The sequence below is a fragment of the Massilia sp. MP_M2 genome, from assembly GCF_039123635.1.
Classification (GTDB): Bacteria; Pseudomonadota; Gammaproteobacteria; order Burkholderiales; family Burkholderiaceae_D; genus Telluria.
Genome location: NZ_JBCHJF010000006.1, coordinates 50271 through 67950, shown reverse-complemented (window position 1 = coordinate 67950; position 17680 = coordinate 50271). Strand labels below are relative to the sequence as shown.

At 63.8% G+C, this 17680-nt stretch carries 15 protein-coding genes; 12 read left to right on the top strand and 3 right to left on the bottom strand.

Annotated elements, in window-relative coordinates:
• Positions 1-118: 118 nt before the first annotated feature.
• Positions 119-1327, top strand: a complete 1209-nt coding sequence (locus RCH14_RS14295) for a hypothetical protein (RefSeq protein WP_343026763.1) — start codon at positions 119-121, stop codon at positions 1325-1327.
• Between the two features lie 429 nt (positions 1328-1756).
• Positions 1757-2935, top strand: coding sequence for a glycosyltransferase (locus RCH14_RS14290; RefSeq protein WP_343026762.1), 1179 nt, complete (start codon positions 1757-1759; stop codon positions 2933-2935).
• A gap of 98 nt (positions 2936-3033) precedes the next feature.
• Here RCH14_RS14290 and RCH14_RS14285 read toward each other — a convergent pair whose 3' ends face one another.
• Positions 3034-5343 (bottom strand): ATP-binding protein, encoded by a 2310-nt coding sequence (locus tag RCH14_RS14285; protein WP_343026761.1) that lies wholly within the window; start codon positions 5341-5343, stop codon positions 3034-3036.
• Positions 5344-5694: 351 nt separating this feature from the next.
• Between RCH14_RS14285 and RCH14_RS14280 the strand changes: the two genes are divergently transcribed.
• From RCH14_RS14280 to RCH14_RS14270, 3 genes are all read left to right on the top strand, one after another.
• Positions 5695-6483, top strand: coding sequence for a DNA/RNA non-specific endonuclease (locus tag RCH14_RS14280; protein ID WP_343026760.1), 789 nt, complete (start codon positions 5695-5697; stop codon positions 6481-6483).
• Positions 6484-6496: 13 nt separating this feature from the next.
• Positions 6497-6772 carry a hypothetical protein gene (locus RCH14_RS14275; protein ID WP_343026759.1) on the top strand — a complete coding sequence of 92 codons (276 nt, stop codon included), beginning with the start codon at positions 6497-6499 and terminating at the stop codon, positions 6770-6772.
• Positions 6773-7032: 260 nt separating this feature from the next.
• Entirely contained in the window at positions 7033-8760 is a 1728-nt protein-coding gene (locus tag RCH14_RS14270; protein WP_343026758.1) for a hypothetical protein, read from the top strand.
• A gap of 221 nt (positions 8761-8981) precedes the next feature.
• On the opposite strand, the gene RCH14_RS14265 is transcribed toward RCH14_RS14270, so the two are convergent.
• Both RCH14_RS14265 and RCH14_RS14260 read right to left on the bottom strand, forming a co-directional pair.
• Positions 8982-9905, bottom strand: coding sequence for a diguanylate cyclase (locus RCH14_RS14265; RefSeq protein WP_343026972.1), 924 nt, complete (start codon positions 9903-9905; stop codon positions 8982-8984).
• Positions 9906-10135: 230 nt separating this feature from the next.
• Entirely contained in the window at positions 10136-11086 is a 951-nt protein-coding gene (locus RCH14_RS14260) for a histidine kinase (protein WP_343026757.1), read from the bottom strand.
• A gap of 173 nt (positions 11087-11259) precedes the next feature.
• Between RCH14_RS14260 and queE the strand changes: the two genes are divergently transcribed.
• From queE to nadC, 7 genes are all read left to right on the top strand, one after another.
• A complete protein-coding gene (gene queE, locus RCH14_RS14255) occupies positions 11260-11895 on the top strand; it encodes a 7-carboxy-7-deazaguanine synthase (RefSeq protein WP_343026756.1) in 636 nt (211 codons plus the stop codon).
• 37 nt (positions 11896-11932) lie between these two features.
• Positions 11933-12379 carry a 6-carboxytetrahydropterin synthase QueD gene (gene queD, locus RCH14_RS14250; protein WP_183552419.1) on the top strand — a complete coding sequence of 149 codons (447 nt, stop codon included), beginning with the start codon at positions 11933-11935 and terminating at the stop codon, positions 12377-12379.
• Positions 12372-12890, top strand: a complete 519-nt coding sequence (gene tadA, locus RCH14_RS14245) for a tRNA adenosine(34) deaminase TadA (RefSeq protein ID WP_343026755.1) — start codon at positions 12372-12374, stop codon at positions 12888-12890. The genes queD and tadA overlap by 8 nt, the downstream gene beginning before the upstream one ends.
• 117 nt (positions 12891-13007) lie before the next feature.
• Positions 13008-13925 carry a muramoyltetrapeptide carboxypeptidase gene (ldcA, locus tag RCH14_RS14240; protein ID WP_343026754.1) on the top strand — a complete coding sequence of 306 codons (918 nt, stop codon included), beginning with the start codon at positions 13008-13010 and terminating at the stop codon, positions 13923-13925.
• 103 nt (positions 13926-14028) lie between these two features.
• On the top strand, positions 14029-15630 hold the full coding sequence (locus RCH14_RS14235) for an ABC-F family ATPase (RefSeq protein ID WP_343026753.1): 1602 nt from the start codon (positions 14029-14031) through the stop codon (positions 15628-15630).
• 50 nt (positions 15631-15680) lie between these two features.
• Complete coding sequence (gene nadA, locus RCH14_RS14230; RefSeq protein WP_343026752.1) at positions 15681-16814, top strand: quinolinate synthase NadA; 1134 nt, start codon at positions 15681-15683, stop codon at positions 16812-16814.
• A complete protein-coding gene (nadC, locus tag RCH14_RS14225) occupies positions 16811-17674 on the top strand; it encodes a carboxylating nicotinate-nucleotide diphosphorylase (RefSeq protein ID WP_343026751.1) in 864 nt (287 codons plus the stop codon). Before nadA ends, nadC begins: the two co-directional genes overlap by 4 nt.
• Positions 17675-17680: the final 6 nt, after the last annotated feature.

Below are 17680 nucleotides of genomic sequence, written 5' to 3'. Positions count from 1 at the left end.
AAGCATATCACCGAGCAGCACCATTGCGCACCGCGTCAACGGTGGGTGTCGGGGGCCTTGCCACAGTGTTACCATGCGGGCACGATCGTTTTTTCATTTTCACTCTTCTACTTCAGACATGCCAAAAAATAAGCGTCCGGTGCCCCGCACCTCGAACAACACACGCGAACCGGACACGAATGCCCAGGCCCAGGAGATGGCCGACCTGGCCCTCGAGATCGCCGAGCGCGAAGACATGGTTACCAGCGACATCGATGACGCACGGCGCGCGCAGCTTGCCCTGGCGGTGCGCAAGGCCGTGCGCAAGAAGCGCGACGAGGTCCTGTACGAGGCCATCGAACTGGCCCGCTACACCGATCCGCTCGCCTGCCGCGTGCTGCGCGGGTGCATCGAAGAAGAAGCGGCCACGCTACGCGTGGGGCGAGAAGGCGGCCCGGAACACGAAATTGACGCCTTCATGGTGCCGCTGTTCGTGCGCAGCCAGGGCGGCTTGGCCGCGCAGGAATTGTTCCAGGACGAAGCCGCCTTCGAGGCGCTCGTGGCCAGTTTCAAGGATGGTGCCCTGGACAGCCCGAATGCGCGCGTAATCCTGCTCCAGCACGCGTTTGACCTGGGCGAGATCGACCATATTGCCTACGGCACGCTGCACGAGATGCTGCGCGAAGCGGCCGCCTCGCTGATGGAAAAGAAACTGCAGCCGGCGCCAACCATCGCGGCAAGCATGCGCGGCTGGACCGGCGAGCCAGTGGCGCCCGACGAAACCGCGCTCGAGCTGCGTTTTCTGCTCGGCTTTTCGTTCAAGCGCAGCGACGATGCGTTCTACCGGGTTCCAAAGGACGAGGCCGGCAGCGACGCCTACTTCACGGCGCGCATGGACCGCTACCGTGACTGGACCGTCGCCGCGGCGCCGCTGGTGGCGCGCGTTCTGGCAGCCGACCCGGCACGGCTGGAACTGAACTTCCTGTACCAGGACCTGTTCTACGGCGCCAAGGAACTGGGCGTGGCCGAACTGGCGACGCTGGGCGTGCTGGCCGACGTCAAGGGCCTGCTGCAGGCCAAGGATCTGGTGCCGGATGCCGTGCACGCGGTGGTCGCGCCCATCGACATGGGTGACCACATCCAGCTGCGTGCCAACCTGTACGCGCTGGACGGTGGACAGCCATGGGGCAGCGTCGAGAAACCGGTCGATCTGGCGGCCGATCTGGTGGCCGAGGTTGATGACCTGTGCGAGGCGCTGCTCTCGCTCGGGCTGGAAGGCGTGTCGATCGCCGTGGGGTTTAGCGACGATGGCCATGCCGAAGGCGCCGAACCATATCAGCCGGGCTGAGTCCTGCAACCCACCAGGGCGCCCTCCGCGCCGCCCTGGTGCCACCACATTACCGGAAGACTCAACCGTGGTGCACTGCAAACAGCCTCGGGGCGCGATTTTCGCGGGTGACTTTCGGTGTGGCCTGTCAAGATTTCCACTTGTCGTCGTAGTGGAACTACCTGTCGCCCTGTAGGACGTCGCTGACAGGGAGCGGCACGACGAATCTCGTCCTCCTATGACGCTCAGCAGAAACCACCTGCGGTCGCGTTACATTCCTTGAAATAGTGCTCTGCACAAATCAAAAAATTAAGAAAATTGCATGTTAGGATCCGCTGGTCCGGCAGGCTCCCACGCGCCCTTAGCGGTGGTTTCAGTAGAGAGAGAAGAGCCGTCCGACTGCACAATGACCAACAACTATAGCGCCACAAAGGCGAAAGGAAAATTCACATGCCGACCCTCATCGTGTTCTGCCATCTCCGCTGGGATTTCGTGTTTCAACGTCCCCAGCACCTGATGACACGTCTGGCGCAACACTACAAGATTCTCTTCGTCGAAGAGCCGATGCACACGGACGGCGAAGCGCGCCTGGAAAAGATGGAAGTCGCGGCCAACATTACCGTGTGCCGTCCGCACACGCCGATCCATCAGTGGGGCTTCCACGATGACCAGTTGCCGACGCTGCAAAACCTGCTGGCCGATCTCGTGCCTGCCGGCGAAGAGCCAGTCGTGTGGTTCTACACGCCAATGGCGCTGCCACTGCTGCAAGGCCTGAAGCCGTCGAAGGTGATCTACGACTGCATGGATGAGCTGGCGATGTTCAAGAATGCGCCGAAGCAGCTGCTGCAGCGCGAAAGCGCCTTGCTCAACATCGCCGACGTGGTCTTCACCGGTGGTCCGAGCCTGTATCAGTCCAAGCGCGACCGTCACGCAAACGCCCACTGCTTCTCGAGCAGCGTCGATGCAGGCCATTTCCGTCAGGCACAGGATGCCGCTATCTCGCATCCTGACCAGGCGCACATTGCGCATCCACGCCTGGGCTTCTACGGCGTGATCGACGAGCGTTTCGATGTCGATCTGGTCTCGAGCATGGCCGATGCGCATCCGGAATGGCAGATCGTGCTGGTCGGTCCAGTCGTCAAGATCGATCCGGCAACGCTGCCGAAGCAGGCCAATGTGCATTACATGGGCCAGCGCACGTATAACGAGCTGCCGCAGTTCCTGGCTGGCTGGGATGTGTGCCTGCTGCCATTCGCGATCAACGATTCGACCAAGTTCATCAGCCCGACCAAGGTGCTTGAATACATGGCGGCCGAACTGCCGTCGGTGTCCACGCCGATTACCGACGTCAAGGTGCCGTACGGTGACGTGGTCGAGATCGCCGAATCGCACGCTGACTTCATCGCGGCTTGCGAACGGCAGCTGGCGCTGACGCCCGACGAGCGCGCAACGATGGCGGCGCGCATGCGTGAAGTCGTGGCCGGTACCTCGTGGGACCTGACCGCGAGCAGCATGCACGCGCTGATCGACAGCGCGGTGCGCAGCAACAAGGTCGAGCGCTTCTTCGCCAGCAACCAGGAAGCCGTGCCGAGCACGCCAGATCTGGTCGCGGTTGCCAACGCCGGTTAAGCGCAGTCACCAGCAGTCGTAAAAAGGGCCGGTATCGCAGGATACCGGCCCTTTTTACGTGGCTGCATGGCGCTGGCGACCGTGCCGGGATTTATTCGCTATGTCATCTGCCGAAGCACGTCTTCGATGGCCTCCACTGTCGCCGGCTTGGTCAGGTGCGCATCGAACCCCGCCTGCGCGGTGCGCTCGCGGTCGGCTTCGCCGCCCCAGCCGGTCAGCGCCACCAGGCGCACAGGCGCATAACGGGCGTCGGCGCGGATCGCACGCGCCACCTCGTACCCGGACATGCCAGGCATCCCCAGATCGAGAAACACGACATCCGGCATCAACCCTGGCAGCATGCGCAGCGCCTGATGACCATCGTTGGCGACCGGGGCGCTGTGGCCTAGCATCGACAGCAGCGCGGCCAGGGTTTCGGCCGCGTCGCGGTTATCGTCGACCACCAGCACGCTGCGCGGCGGCACCACGCCGGCTGGCAGTGTGCGCGTTGCCGGCGGCGCCGCACTGGCCGGTTCGCTGGCCAGCGGCAGGCGGACAGTGAACCGGCTGCCGGCATTCGTGCCGGCGCTATCGGCGCGCACGCTGCCGCCATGCAGTTCGACCAGGCTACGCACCAGCGACAGGCCAATGCCCAGCCCACCGGAGCCCGGCTGTTGCGCCTGGCCCACCTGCGTGAACATCCGGAACACCGCTTCGAGCGCATCGGGCGCGATGCCGATGCCGTTGTCGGTGACGGTAATCAAGGCCTCATCGCCGTCGCGTTCGGCGTACAGAGCGATGTGCCCGCCCTTGGGCGTGTAGCGCGCGGCATTGTTGAGCAGATTGCTGATGACCTGGGTCAGGCGCGTCGGATCGGCCAGCAACGGCAGCGCCATGGCCGGCAGGCGCAGGTCGACACTGTGGCGCGCTGCCTGGATCAGCGGCATGCTCGTCTCGAGCGCTGCGTTCACGACGGTTGCCAGATCGACCGGCTCGAGGCGCAGCTCGACCTGGCCGCGGTGGATGCGAGCGACGTCGAGCAGGTCGTCGACCAGCACCACCAGGTGGTCGAGCTGGCGCTCCATGATCTCGTGGACGCGACTGACGGCGGCGGCGTCGCCCGGCGCGCGCCGGATAAATTGCAGTCCGCTGCGGATCGGCGCCAGCGGGTTACGCAGCTCATGCGCTAGCGTTGCCAGAAATTCGGTCTTGAGCCGGTTTGCCTCGGACAGGTCGGTCGCCATCTGGCGCAGTGCGGCATCGGACCGGCGCCGCTCGGTCACGTCGGTAAACAAGACGGCGACGCGGTGCGAAGACGGGCCGCCCAGCCGCGTGGCGTACACGTCGTACCAGCGCGAGAGACCCTTTGCCTCGTTCTCGAAGCGCACCGGCTCGCCCGTGGTCGCGACCCGCCCGTACATGTCGAACCAGTGTTGTTCGAGGCCCGGCACCAGTTCACGCGCGGTCTTGCCAACCGCGTCGACGAGACCGGTATGCGCGATGAACGCGGGATTGGTTTCGATGAAGCGGTAGTTGCAGGGCGCGCCGTGGGTGTCGAACAGCATGTCGATCACGCACAGGCCGTCGTCGATCGAGTTGAACACGGTGCGGTAGCGCTCTTCACTGGCGCGCAGCTGCTGTTCTGCCTCGAGCTGGCGGGTGGCGTCGATGATCACGCCGCGCACTGCGCCGGCATTGCCCTGGCCATCGGTGTCGACATGGCCGCGCGCAATGATCCAGCGCCAGCCGCCGCCGGCGAGGCGGATCCGGTAGGTGGCGCCATAGGCGCCACATGCGGCAATCGCGGCGCGGATTTCGGCCAACGTCGATGCCACATCGTCGGGGTGGATGGCGGCCAGGTAGCGGGCCAGCGGGGCGCTGCTGCGTTCGTCTGGTGGCACGCCGAACACACCGGCCACGCGCTCGTCGGCCTCGACGCGATCGGCGCCGATATTCCATGACCAGATACCCAGCTCGGCAGCCTCGATAATGCGTGCGAGGCGCCGGCTGGTGTCGTCGAGCGCTGCCTCGGCGCGGCTGCGCTCGATTTGCGTGTCGAAGGCGGCGGTATAGAAACGCGCTTTGGCACGCAGGATCGCCGGCGAAAGTGGCGCGGTGAGTACCGCAATCACGCCGGCATCGTAGAGCGCCTCGTGCGGCATGGGCATTGGCAGCGGCAAGCCGATGGCGACGATGGGCGTCAGGCTCGAACGTGCGTTGCTGCGCACGGCGGCCACGTCGGCAAGCATGCCTTCGGGGTCGCCCGCGTAGCCGACCAGGACCAGTGCGAAAGCCTGGCGCTGTACGTGCGCCAGGCCATCTTCGAGGGAGGTGGCATGCAGTACGGCTCTGCCCAGTTCGCGTGCAACCTCCGTCACGACCGGATCGACGTTGGGATGCTGGCAGATGAACAGGATGCAACTGCTCATGAGACTGTCGGGACAGTCGTTCGGATCGTTCAACATGCGCCTGGTGTGCGAGTGTGTTTATTCTGACAATTTAATGCGCAGATGAACAAGTGTCAACGTCAAACTTGCCCGCAAACAATCATGCAGGCGTCTCCCGCATGCGCCGCAAGAGCGCCGGCATGACGGTTTTTCAGGCACCTGTCGCGACGGCGCCGGTGTGGTCAGCGCCTCCGGGAGGGCATCGGCGCTGCCGTTGTCGGCATCAACCTGCAGCGCCGCGCCATGCGTGCGTTGATGCGTTACGTTAAATGTATGCTCAGGAAATTGTCGCTCAGCTAGAATGCCGGCTGTTTCCTTCACTGTGTCGCTATCATGTTTCGATTGTCCCTTTCCAGCATGGTCGCCCGGGTTGCATTGGCCGGCGCGCTGCTGGCCTCCGCCGCTGTCCAGGCGGCGAGTTGCCCTGTCCATTACCTCGACGGCCGTGCGCCGGAAATCCAGAACCAGAAGCTGGCCGTGTCCACGCGCGAGCTATGCTATGGCGTGTTTGGTGTCGTGCATTCGGGCGTGACCCGTACACCGTTATGGTCGGCCGAGTATGTGCGCGCCGATAATCTCGAGCGTGCCCAGGGGCTCGATCGGGACGACAAGTTTCATGCCGAGTCGCGTCTGCCGCGCGGCCAGCGCGCCGAATTGTCCGATTACGCCCGCAGCGGTTTCGACCGTGGCCACCTGGCGCCCAACGCGAACATGCCCGATCGCCGCACCCAGCGCGAGAGTTTTTCGCTGGCCAATATGGTGCCGCAAGACCGTGACCATAACCGCAAGATCTGGGCGCCCATCGAAGGCGCCGTGCGCACGATGGCAAAGAATGAAGGCGAGCTGTATGTGATTACGGGGCCGGCGTTTCTGGGCACGAGCCTGAAAAAAGTCGGCAACGTGATCGTGCCGACCCATCTGTACAAGGTTGTCTACAGTCCGCGTCAACGCTTGGGCGCAGCCTGGCTGACGGAAAACCGGGCCGATGCGCCGATCAACGTCGTACCCGTGGCCGAGCTCGAGCGAATCGTCGGCATTCAACTGCTGCCGTCGCTCACTACGCAGCAAAAGGAGCGGATGCTGCGCCTGCCGAAGATCAAGCAATCCAGAAAACGTTCATAACACGAGAGGCCCCATGAGCAAGAAAAAATCCGTCAGCTTTGTCCCGTTCGCCAATGAAGCCGATGTCATCGGCATTGGCGACCTGATGCTGGAAAACCGGATCGACCGCATCACGATATCGGGTGACGTCGACCTGACTGCGGACGTGCCGGGTCTGGCGCACGCCCGGCGCCTGCACGCCATGCTGGGCGAGATCGTGGCCGCGCTGGAAGCGCGCGAGTCATCGGGCGAGTTGCCGGCCCAGTTGCCGCCGCCGGTGGTCAAGACCATCGAGAATCCCTTCGCATGACCTCGCGCGCCCGCCGCGCCGTGACAACACCGCTCGATCCCCTTCGAGCGGATGAGCCTTTCGCACCTTCTTTCCCAGTCCCTTTCCTCCTGCATGTCATGGCGCTGTCATCGGGCAAGCGTGCGGCAACGATCGTAAAATTTCCGCTCGTCAATGGTGTGCGAGTTCCGCCGAGAATAGAGTAATGTTGACAACATAGCGCGAACGGAGAGGCGGCGTCGCCGCCCGCGCAAGATCCACTATTTTTCGGAGGAACGACCATGCAACATACTCTCGTGGCGGTGTTCGATAACCGCACTGATGCACAGAACGCAATGAACGAATTGTTGTCGTCGGGCTTTACCAGCACCGATGTACGGCTGTCGGGCGCCAATGCAGATACCATCGGCCAAAGCGATAGCTTCTCCGCATCGTCCGACCTCGACACGACCCGCAGCGCCGATGGCGACACGGGCATTACTGCCAGCATCAAGAATTTCTTCGGCGACCTGTTCGGCTCGGATGATGCCGAGCACGCCAATCGTTATGAAGGCGCCGTCAACCGCGGCAGCCACGTGCTGACGCTGGTGGCCAACTCGCTGCCTGAAGTCGAGCGCGGCGCAGACATCGTCGAACGCTACGGTCCGACCGACATCGATGAAACCTCGAGCGGCACGCCCGACCTGGCCTCGACCGGCTTCAGCAGCGGCGCGATGCATGCTGGCAGCACGATCGGCATGCAGCAGGCATCGTCGATGTCGGCACAATCGTCGTCGACCGGCGCTGGCTCGGTGCAAGCTGCCGCCATCCCGTCGCTGGACAATCCGGGCGACCGTCAGCTGTTCCAGCATCAGGGGTCGCTGGGCACGGCCGACCTGACCAACTCGACGCACCAGGAACCAATGGGCCAGAGTGGACTGACCGCCACCGGCGGCACGTCGCTGCAAGCCTCGACACTGCGTGACTCGGCCATCCAGGGTTCGGCGCTGGAAGGCTCGATTCGCCAGGGTTCGACCGCAGTCGACCGTGGCGATTCGCTGCAGCGCGACACCAGTGTTGGCGGCATCGGCAGCACCGGCAGCACCGGCACCAGGTTCACCGACAAGCAGCGCAATGGCGTGCGCATCTTCTCGCGCGGCCAATCGGACGCGGCTCTGGGCGCGGCGACGGGTTTTGAAGCGGGCTCTGGCAGCAGCGCCATGGGCGCCTACGGCGGCGACGATACGGCTTACCGTAACCACTTCGACACCACCTACGGCGCGACCGGTGCATCGTACGACGAGTACGCACCGGCCTACAGCTACGGTAGCGAAGCTGCCCGCAGTGGCCGTTACACCAACGGTGCCTGGGACGATATCGAAGCCGACCTGCGCAACGATTGGGACAGTCGTTACGCCAATGGCGGCGAGCCATCGACCTGGGAAAAGATGAAGGCCGCAGTGCGTCATGGCTGGGAACGCATGACCGGCGACGACGACGGTTACCGTAGTCACTACGACAGCACCTACGCGTCGACCGGCGAGAAGTACGACGACCTCAAGCCAGCCTATTCGTACGGTACCGAAATGCGTCGCAATGAGCTGTACCGTAACCGTCCATGGGACGATGTCGAGACCGACTTGCGCAGCGGCTGGGACAATCGTATCGACGGCACCCGCGAATTTAGCACCACCGGCAGCGACAGCAGCGAGCCATCGGCCTGGGATCGCGTCAAGAACGCCGTGCGTCATGGCTGGGATAAAATGACGGACGACAATGACGACGACGTCTATTACCGTAATCACTGGAATTCGGTCTACGGCAGCACTGGTGGCGCCTACGATGAATACCGTCCGGCCTACAACTACGGTACCGCAATGGCGCGCGAAGAGAAATATCGCAATCGTCCATGGGCCGAGGTCGAGACCGATCTGCGCAGCGATTGGGACAACCGTTATCCGGGCGAGCAGTCGACCTGGGACAAAATGAAGTCGGCAGTGCGTCACGGCTGGGAACGCATGATGCGTTAAGCGCCTTTGGCAACAGTGAAGCACGAGTAAAAACGGCGCCGATTGGCGTCGTTTTTCATGTTTGTGAGCACTTGCCAGGTGATTTCCTCGTAGGGTGGGCGGATTTCCCGTCCACGCGTCCAACAAATCCTGCTATTTCAAACGCGTGGACGGCATACCCGTCCACCCCACCGGCTTGGCCAGTCAATTTGAACGGTGTAACTGTGCGCTTGCTGCAGCGTTCAGGCCGCCTCAGTCATCGGCAAGCTGATCCGGTTGCGCCCCAGGTGCTTGGCCCGGTACAGGGCGGCATCGGCAATGGCGACGAGCTGGTTGGCATGGTTGTCGGGGCCGGCGATTGCGGTGGCCGCGCCGATGGACACGGTGACGTGGCCGGCGGCGAAGCGGCAGGGCAACTGCAGCTGTTCGACCCGGCTACGGATCCGCTCGGCCACGATCGCGGCCCCCTTGAGCGACTGGTTCGGCAAGACGACGGCGAATTCTTCGCCGCCATAGCGTGCCACCAGGTCGTTGGCCCGCATCTCGCTGGCCACCGCGCGCGCCACCCGCTTCAGGCATTCGTCGCCGCCCAGGTGGCCATGCGCATCGTTGTAGGCCTTGAAATTGTCGACATCGACCATCAGCAGTGAGAGCGGCTGCACCTGGCGCAGCGCGCGCGCCCATTCTGCCTGCAGCGTGTCATCAAAGCAGCGCCGGTTGGCCAGGCCCGTCAAGCCGTCCCGGGTGGCCAGTTGCTCCAGCGCTGCCTGGGCCATCTTTTCATCGGTCAGGTCGCGCAGGGTTTCAACCACTGCCGACAGTTGACCGCTGGCGTCGAAAATGGGATTGGCGTCGGCCGCCAGATAGCGACGGCGACCGGCGCGCGGCATATCGCACCAGCTCTCGATGGACAAGCCGGGCGTTGCGCGCGCAGCATCGCCCACGGCCGCGGCTGCGGGCTCGCCTGCCAGCGCAGGATCGCACCCGGTTCGCAGAACGAGATCGGCGAGCGTGGGCCGCTGGATATCGTAGAAGCTGCGCCAATGGTCGCCGGTGCCCAGTACTTCAAGCGCCGGTACGCCGGTAAGCTGTTCGCAGGCACGGTTCCAGATCGTCACGCGCGCATGGGTATCGAGCACGAAGACCGGCACCGACAGGCTTTCCATCAACTGACCGACGAAGGCGACGTCCTGTAGCAGGGGGGGCGGGTGTGCGGCGCTGCTGCTTGTGTTGATCATGAGCAGTCCTCTGCGATTGGTAACGCTTCGGTTTGCGGCAACCGGGTGGCGGCCGTCAGAAACCGATTCTGCTACCGGCATCAAGACATGCTATTGATCTTTAGCAAGGAGGTTTCAGCGTTGTGTTTAACGCACACGGTTGTGCGGTCGCACGCCGATCAGGCAACCACGGCCATCTCGGTGGCCAGGTCGGGCGCGCTATTGCGGACCGGCAGCGACAAGGACCAGCGGCCCGCGTGTCCGGAGGTGGCAATCACACGCAGCACGCCGCCCATGGTGCGGATCTGGTCGATCAGCTCGGCCGGCAATGAGGCCACTTCGCCCGGAGCGCTGGCGCAGCCATCGATTTCCAACCCCAGAGATCCGGCATTTTCCAGCAGACGCACGTGCAGTTCGCCGTGCTGGACGCGCGCAGCAGTGGCGAGCACATCCTGCAGTACGCGAAACACGGCCAGCCGTGCGCTCCGATCCTGCGTGGCGCGCGAGCTGGGGTCAATGCCGGCCTCGAAGCGGTAGCGCATCCCGTACAGGTGCGCATGTTCGGCCAGGCAGCGTTCGAGCGCGTGGCGCAAGCCGTCGCCAGGGCCGAACCCGCGCAGGCCGCCCGCCACCGCGCGCACGGCGCCGATCGCGCCGTCAATGTGCTGCATGGCGCTCTCCAGGCGGCTGGCCAGGGCAGGTGCCTGGGCCGAGGTGGCGCTGTCATGCAGGTTCGACAGGTCGGTGCGCAATGTCAGCAGGCGGCGCCCCAGCTCGCTTTGCAGCTCGCGCGCGATGCGCGTACGTTCGCTGTCGCGCACATCTTCGTTCTGGCGCACCAGGCGATAGACGACGTCGTGGTTGTCCGCCAATGCCTGCTCGGACTGCGCGCGCGACTCGCGCTCGGCGGCCAGTTGCCCGTGGAGGGTCCGGGCCCGTTCTTCCAGGCCCACGCTGCGGCGCAGGCTCAGGCATGCCAGCACCAGGGCCGCCATCGTCACGAGGATGCAGATCAGGAGTTCAGGTGCTGCGCTGCGCAGTAGCGGGGGCACCATGAAATGCGCATCACTGGCCCTGGCGCTGCAGGCGACGAAGGGCAAGGTCACCAGCAAAAAAATCCGTTTGTTCATGATTGCCCTCTTGACGGTGTAGGAAGTTTCCGTAAGAACTTACCGCTCGGCTCATGTAGGAATATTGTTCGGCCTCAAACCTGACGTTTCCGACACAAGTTCAGCGTCCGCCCCAGATCTGCTGCGCCAGTGAATGCGCCGCGCTATAATGGAAGGTTGACGAGAGGCTTAACGTGACTTACAGCATTAAAGAGATCTTCTACACTTTGCAGGGAGAGGGTGCCCACGCGGGCCGGCCGGCCGTATTCTGCCGTTTTTCCGGTTGCAATCTGTGGAGCGGCCGCGAGCAGGATCGCGCCACGTCGATCTGCCAGTTCTGCGATACCGATTTCGTCGGCACTGACGGCGAGCGCGGCGGCAAGTTCAAGGAGGCCGCGCTGTTGGCGGCCGAGATCGACGGCCTGTGGCCGGCCACCTACCCGGCCAGCAAATACGTCGTGTTCACCGGCGGCGAGCCGCTGCTGCAGCTCGACCCCGCGCTGATCGATGCCATGCACGCACGGGGCTTTACCATCGCCATTGAAACCAATGGCACGCTGCCGGTGCCCGACGGCGTCGACTGGATCTGCGTCAGTCCCAAGATGGGCTCGACGCTGGTGGTGGAAAAAGGCAGCGAGATCAAGGTGGTCATCCCGCAAATCGGCCAAGACCTGGCCACGTACGAGCGGCTCGACTTCGAGCACTTCTTCGTGCAGGCGATGGATGGGCCGCTTGCAGCGCAGAATCTCCGCCTGGCGATCGAGACGTGTCGCGCCAATCCGACATGGAAGCTCAGCCTGCAGACGCACAAGCTGCTCCAGATTCCCTAATTTACGCAATTTCATTCAATTACCCAGTAAAGCAGCAATGTTGACCATTACCCGCAAGCTCGAATTCGATGCCGGACACCGGATTCCCGACCACAAGAGCCAGTGCCGCAACCTGCACGGCCACCGCTATACCCTCGAAATCACCCTGACCGGCGAAGTCATCGACGCTGACGGAAATTCCGACAACGGCATGATCATGGATTTCTCTGACGTCAAGGCCCTGGCCAAGCAGCATCTGGTCGACGTGTGGGACCATGCCTTCATCGTGTACGAAAAAGATGACAAGGTGCTCGACTTCCTGTCATCGCTGCCCGACCACAAGACCGTGGTCATCGATCGCATCCCCACCGTGGAAAACCTGGCGCAGGTGGCCTTCACGATCCTCAAGACCGTCTTCATCGACCGCTTCGGTACGGGCCTGCGCCTGCACAAGCTGGTGCTGCACGAAACCCCGAACTGCTGGGCCGAGATCACCGATGCCTGAGATATCGTCCGCAGTCGTGCCTGACCATGCTGCGGATGCGGCGCACGAGCCATTCATGGCGCTCGCCCTGGCTCAGGCGCAACTGGCGTGGGATCGTGGCGAGGTGCCTGTTGGCGCTGTCGTGGTCAAGAACGGCGAAGTGATTGCGACGGGTTTCAATCAGCCGATCAGCGGCCACGACCCCACGGCGCATGCCGAAATCGTGGCGCTGCGCGCCGCCGCCGACAAGCTTGGCAACTACCGGCTGCCGGGTTGCGAGCTGTACGTGACGCTCGAGCCATGCATCATGTGCTCGGGCGCGATGATGCACGCGCGTCTGGCGCGTGTCATCTATGCGGCAACCGACCCGAAGACCGGTGCCTGCGGCTCGGTCGTGAATCCGTTCGACCATCCTTCGCTCAATCACCATACCGAGGTGGTCGGTGGCGTGCTGGCCGATCAGGCAAGCAGTCTTCTGCGCGCCTTTTTTGCCGAGCGGCGGCGACTTGCGAAGAAGGCCAGCGCAGTCTGATGCTGCGTGGGCAAGCAGGTCGGCATTGTCAGGCTGGCGCTGGCGGCCGACCTTGATCGGCACCGGTTGGCGCGGTAAGATGTTTCCAGATTCCACACACCGCCCCGTCGCCCATCCGTGATCACTTCCCGTCTCGGCATCGCCATCGTGGCGCCTGCCGGCTGTACCAACGATCCGCTCGCCGTCGAGCGCGCCATCGCACGCTTTGAAGCGCAGGGCTGCCTGGTCCGCAATTACTACGATCACGACTGCATCCACCAGCGCTTCGGCGGCACCGACGCCGCCCGCCTCGCGCAACTTCATGCAGCGGTGCTGGACCCCGACATCCACCTGATCATCGCGCTGCGCGGCGGCTACGGCATCAGCCGCCTGCTGCCGGCCATCGATTTCGAGGCGATTGCCGCCAGCGGCAAGATCATCGTCGGCTTTTCCGATGTCACGGCGTTGCACATGGGCCTGATGGCCAGGACAGGCGCGCTCAGCTACGCCGGTCCGATGGTCGCCGGCGACTTCGGCGCACAAGAGCCGGTGCCATTCACGCTCGACGACTTCTGGGCCTGCCTGGCCGGCCCCACACATACGATTCGCGAAACCGTTATTGGCAACCCGCAACTCGATGTACGCGGGACGGTCTGGGGCGGCAATCTCGCGATGATCGGCTCGCTCATCGGCACGCCGTACTTTCCGCAGATCGACGGCGGCATCCTGTGGCTCGAGGACATCAGCGAACACCCGTACCGCGTCGAGCGCCTGCTGCTGCAATTGATGCAGGCGGGCGTGCTGGAACGCCAGCAGGCGGTGGTGCTGGGCGATTTTTCCGGCTACCGGCTGGGGCCGCTCGACAATGGGTACGATTTCGACACCATGCTCGACTATGCGCGCCGCACCTTGCCGGTCCCCGTGCTGACGGGCCTGAGTTTTGGGCATATTCCACGGCGCGTGACGATTCCGTTTGGCGCGCAAGGCCGCCTGCAGTCGGATGCCGACGGTTTCAGCCTGCTGCTGTCGGATTACCCGACCGTGCGCCGCGCCTGAACCCGCATCGGCTAACGGCGCCCGCCAATCCAGGCCATTCGCCCTGGAGGGCATGCGATGGTAAAATAGTCGGTTAATCAAATACGCTTTTTGGGGTCATACAGTGCTATCCACAGCCAACATCACGATGCAATTCGGCGCCAAGCCGCTCTTCGAGAACATTTCCGTGCGCTTCGGCGACGGCAACCGCTACGGCCTGATCGGCGCCAACGGCTGCGGCAAGTCGACGTTCATGAAGATCCTGGGCGGCGACCTCGAGCCGTCCGCCGGTAACGTCAGCCTCGATCCGGGCGAGCGCCTGGGCAAGCTGCGCCAGGACCAGTTCGCCTACGAAGACACGCGCGTGCTCGACGTCGTCATGATGGGCCACACCGAGCTGTGGAACGCGATCGCCGAACGCGATGCAATCTATGCGAACCTCGAGGCCACGGACGACGACTACATGAAAGCCGCCGAGCTCGAAGGCAAGGTCGCCGAATACGACGGCTATTCGGCCGAAGCGCGCGCCGGCGAACTGCTGCTGGGCCTGGGCATCGGCACCGAGCTGCACCAGGGCGCGATGAGCGCCGTGGCACCGGGCTGGAAGCTGCGCGTGCTGCTGGCGCAGGCCTTGTTCTCGAATCCGGACATCCTGCTGCTCGACGAGCCGACCAACAACCTGGACATCAACACGATCCGCTGGCTGGAAGACATGCTCAACGAGCGTAATTCCACGATGATCATCATTTCCCACGATCGCCACTTCCTGAACCAGGTCTGCACGCACGTGGCCGACATGGATTACGGCACGCTAAAGGTGTATCCGGGCAATTACGACGAATACATGCTGGCCTCGACCCAGGCGCGCAACCAGCAGCTGTCGAACAATGCCAAGGCCAAAGAGAAGGTCGCGGAACTGCAGGACTTCGTGCGCCGCTTCTCGGCCAACAAGTCCAAGGCGCGCCAGGCCACGTCGCGCGCCAAGCAGATCGACAAGATCAAGATCGAAGAGTTCAAGCCATCCTCGCGCGCCTATCCGTTCGTGCGCTTCGAAGGCGAGAAGAAGCTGCACCGCCTGGCGGTGGAAGCCGAGAACATCTCGAAAGCCTACGACCGTCAGCTGTTCAAGAATTTCTCGATCATGGTCGAGGCCGGCGAGCGCATCGCGATCATCGGCGCCAACGGTGCCGGCAAGACCACGCTGCTGCGCACGATCGGTGGCGAGCTGTGCGCACTGCAGCCGGATGGCGGCCGCGTCAAGTGGGCCGAGAACGCCAATCCTGGCTACATGCCGCAGGATCCAACCGAAGAATTCGCGGTGGGCGACAACCTGACCGACTGGATGGGCCAGTGGACGCAAGAAGGTGACGACGACCAGGCCGTGCGCTCGATTCTGGGTCGCCTGCTGTTTGGCGGCGACGAAGTCAAGAAGTCGGTCAACGTGCTGTCCGGTGGTGAAAAGGGCCGCATGATGTACGGCAAGCTGATGCTGGGCCGTCACAATGTGCTGCTGCTCGACGAGCCGACCAACCACATGGACATGGAGTCGATCGAGTCGCTGAACATCGCGCTGGACAAATACGCCGGTACCCTGATCTTCGTCTCGCACGACCGCGAGTTTGTCTCGTCGCTGGCCACGCGCGTGCTGGAAATCCGCGAAAACGAGATCGTCGATTTCCGTGGTAACTACGAGGAATACCTGGCGAGCCAGGGCATCGACGCGTAATGCAGGAAAGGCAGGGCCCGCGCGGCCCTGCCAAGGAGACCGAGAAAAGTATGCACACCGTACCGATCAAGACCTACGAATACGACCGGCCCCAGGCCGGTCTGGCCTGCACCGCCGAGGCCTGGGCACGCATTCCCAGCGCGCCCGAACTGGCCGAACGCAACGTGCTCAAGGACAAAATCCGGCGCCTGCTGAAAGAAAAAAGCGCAGTCCTCGTCGCCCACTATTACGTGGACGCCGACCTGCAGGACCTGGCCGAAGAAACCGGCGGCTGCGTGTCCGACTCGCTCGAGATGGCGCGCTTTGGCCGTGACCACGCTGCGCAGACGCTCGTCGTGGCCGGTGTGCGGTTCATGGGTGAGACCGCCAAGATCCTCAGCCCCGAAAAAACCATCCTGATGCCCGATCTCGACGCGACCTGTTCGCTCGACCTCGGCTGCCCGGCCGACGAGTTTGCGGCGTTCTGCGACCAGCATCCCGACCGCACCGTCGTCGTTTATGCCAATACGAGCGCCGCCGTCAAAGCGCGCGCCGACTGGATGGTGACGTCGTCCATCGGTCTGGACATCGTGGCCGAGCTGCACGCGCAGGGCAAGAAAATCCTGTGGGCGCCCGACCGCCACCTGGGCTCGTACATCCAGGCCAAGACCGGCGCCGACATGCTGCTCTGGCAGGGTTCGTGCCTCGTGCATGACGAATTCAAGGGCATTGAACTCGACTTGCTGCGCGCCGAATACCCGCTGGCCAAGGTGCTGGTGCACCCGGAGTCGCCGGCGAACGTTGTCGCGCAGGCCGACGTGGTCGGCTCAACCACCCAGCTGATCAATGCCGCGCAGACGCTGGACGCCACCCACTTCATCGTCGCCACCGACAATGGCATCCTGCACAAGATGAAGCTGGCCGCACCGGGCAAGACCTTCATCGAAGCGCCGACCGCCGGCAACAGCGCGACCTGCAAGAGCTGCGCACATTGCCCGTGGATGGCGATGAACGGCCTGCGCAATCTGGCGGAGGTGCTCGAAGCGGGCGGCAACGAAGTCCATGTCGATCCTGCCGTCGGCCTGCAAGCCAAACGCGCGATCGACCGCATGCTCGATTTTGCTGCCGCCAAACGCGCCAAGGCGCTGCCAACCGGCGCGCTCGAACAGAATGCCCCCATGTTTTCCGGAGTCGGCCCCGCATGACCAGTCTGCACAATCCCCACGCCCAGTTCGACGCCAAGCTGCAGGCCGCGTTCGAACAGAATATCTTGGCCGCGCTGCTGGAAGACATCGGCAGCGGCGACCTGACCGGCAAGCTGGTGCCAAACGATATCCGCGTCACGGCGCGCGTGATCGTGCGCGAAGCGGCCGTGCTGTGCGGCGCGCCCTGGTTCGAGGGCGTCATGCTCGCGGTCGACCACGACACCGACATCGCCTGGCAGTTCGCGGAAGGCGACCTGATGCCTGCCAACAGCACCGTCTGCAGCATCACCGCGAACCCGCGCGCGTTGCTCACGGCCGAGCGCGCCGCGCTGAACTTTCTGCAGTTGCTCTCCGGTGTGGCCACTGCCACGCGCCGCTACGTCGACGTCATTGCAGGCACGAGCGCTGCGATCCTCGACACCCGCAAGACGCTGCCCGGCCTGCGCCAGGCGCAGAAGTACGCGGTGCGGGTCGGCGGTGGCAAGAACCAGCGCATGGCGCTGTACGACGGCATCCTGATCAAGGAAAATCACATCGCCGCTGCCGGGGGCGTCACGTCCGCGCTGGCGGCGGCCGCCAGCCTCAATGCCGGTGCGCCGGTGCAGATCGAAGTCGAAACGATTGTCCAGCTCGAAGAAGCGCTGGCTGCCGGCGTCAAGTCGGTCCTGCTTGATAACTTCGACCTGGCCATGATGCGCGAGGCGGTGCGGGTCAACGCCGGTCTCGCGCTGCTGGAAGCCTCGGGCGGTATCAATCTGGAGACCGTGCGCGCGATTGCCGAAACGGGCGTGGACCGCATCTCGATTGGCAGCCTGACCAAGGACGTGCGCGCGACCGATTATTCGCTGCGCATTGTCTGATCCCAT